The sequence below is a fragment of the Spiroplasma endosymbiont of Megaselia nigra genome, from assembly GCF_003987485.1.
Classification (GTDB): Bacteria; Bacillota_I; Bacilli_A; order Mycoplasmatales; family Mycoplasmataceae; genus Spiroplasma.
Genome location: NZ_RCOO01000228.1, coordinates 1 through 1,648, shown reverse-complemented (window position 1 = coordinate 1,648; position 1,648 = coordinate 1). Strand labels below are relative to the sequence as shown.

Genomic DNA, 1,648 nt, shown 5'->3' with positions numbered 1-1,648 from the left:
ATATGCTTCTAAATCTATCATTGTTAAATCAATACCTTCTTCTTGAAAAGTACGAAACATTTTCTTTAAAGTTGTTAAATTAGCCAATGATTTTGCATAGGTAGGCAATATTTTTATATTATTTTGTTTCAAATTTCGTAGGTGTTTATTTCTTGTTAAATGTAATTAGTACTTTGATTATTTATATAATATTTTGTTTTGGTATAGTACAGGAATAGTTTTGGAATTATATTGGAAGAAAAATGATAATTAAAACGGGTGTTCTATCAAATAGTAAAAACGATATGATAAAGACCATATCTTGGGTTTGTTTATTATTTGTCTTGCTACACTGTGGTTTTATGCAAGTTCTTATGCTTTGTTGATAGGGGAGTGAAGAACTCACTAGCGCATTAGTCTAAGTTGTCTAATTCCGCCAGTAACTGTTTGAGTTCTTCTTCTGTCATTTGTGGCTGGTCCCCCTTGTTTTTTTTATACAGAGTGTTATAATTATCAACAGAGGAATTATTTTCTCTATTGTGATTATTGGCGTGTGTAGCAGAATGTTTGGCTTTGATTGAGGCTTGAAATTCTGCTTTTTGTTTAGCCATTGCTTGTACTTCGGTTTGGTATTTTTTATCAACGTCAGCCAAAAATTCTTCGCGGTTTTTAAACTTACGAAGACGTGGTTCGATTTCTTGTCATTTTTCAAATTGACGGCGCAGCGTATTTAAGCGGTGGAATTTGTGCATATTGGTTTTAATCATTGCATCCCACCCAGTAGCCTTAATGCGTGTACCATCGGCACAATAAATATGATTTGTGCCAAAAACACGAACACCAACATTAAACCAATTAGGGTCTATTTTTGTGACGTGGATGTCTTTTTTTGCAACACTGATAAAGTTATCGCCAACACGAACCTTATTTGAAAGTGTTGTGTGTTTGTAGATATCTGATTTATGGACAAAAAAGTTACACATATGTTTTTGTTCATCTAACTGATTAAATACTTTAAATCGACCACCCGTTGGTAATTTAACAAAATGATAATTTAATTGCTCTGGTTGTTGTAATTGTTGCATAATAATATGCTCCTTTCTGCGGTTTTGAGCTAATTTAACCCCCCTTTATAAGCGTTGATATTTTCCAAAATGTATAATCTCCTATTCTTTTTGGTTATTTCAACGATAATATAGTCTTATATAGACTGATTGATTGTTATTTTGATATATTAAATAAAAAATAGGTAGATGACTTTTTATCACTCTACCTATACACAAAAATTAAAAAATGTTATAATTTAACCAAGAACCACCACAACTGTGCGGTTCAGGCAAATTATATATTAACCCTAATTAAGCGGTTTCGTTGACCCTTAATAGGTGTATAAAAGAATGACTGTCAGGTCATTTTTCTTTTTGTTTATTTAGTTGTCTTAATTCTATCACAAATGTGCGGACAAAATATTTTTTTATCACTCCTTTTGGATAAACAAATAAAAAGGGAAATAAAAGACTGCACCCCAAAAAGTAAGTAAAATTAAAAAAGAACTTTACTAAACTTTTAGAGGAGGTGCATTTTTTAATGGCAGGAAAAGAACAAAAATTTAAAACATATACTGCAGAATTTCGAAAAAATACAGTAAAAGAAATTGAACAAACATCGC

The 1,648-nt window shown here is 30.9% G+C and carries 1 protein-coding gene; it reads right to left on the bottom strand.

Annotated features, from left to right (window positions below):
- Positions 1 to 392 precede the first annotated feature (392 nt).
- Positions 393 to 1,064, bottom strand: coding sequence for a hypothetical protein (locus D9R21_RS06335; RefSeq protein WP_126821526.1), 672 nt, complete (start codon positions 1,062 to 1,064; stop codon positions 393 to 395).
- Positions 1,065 to 1,648: the final 584 nt, after the last annotated feature.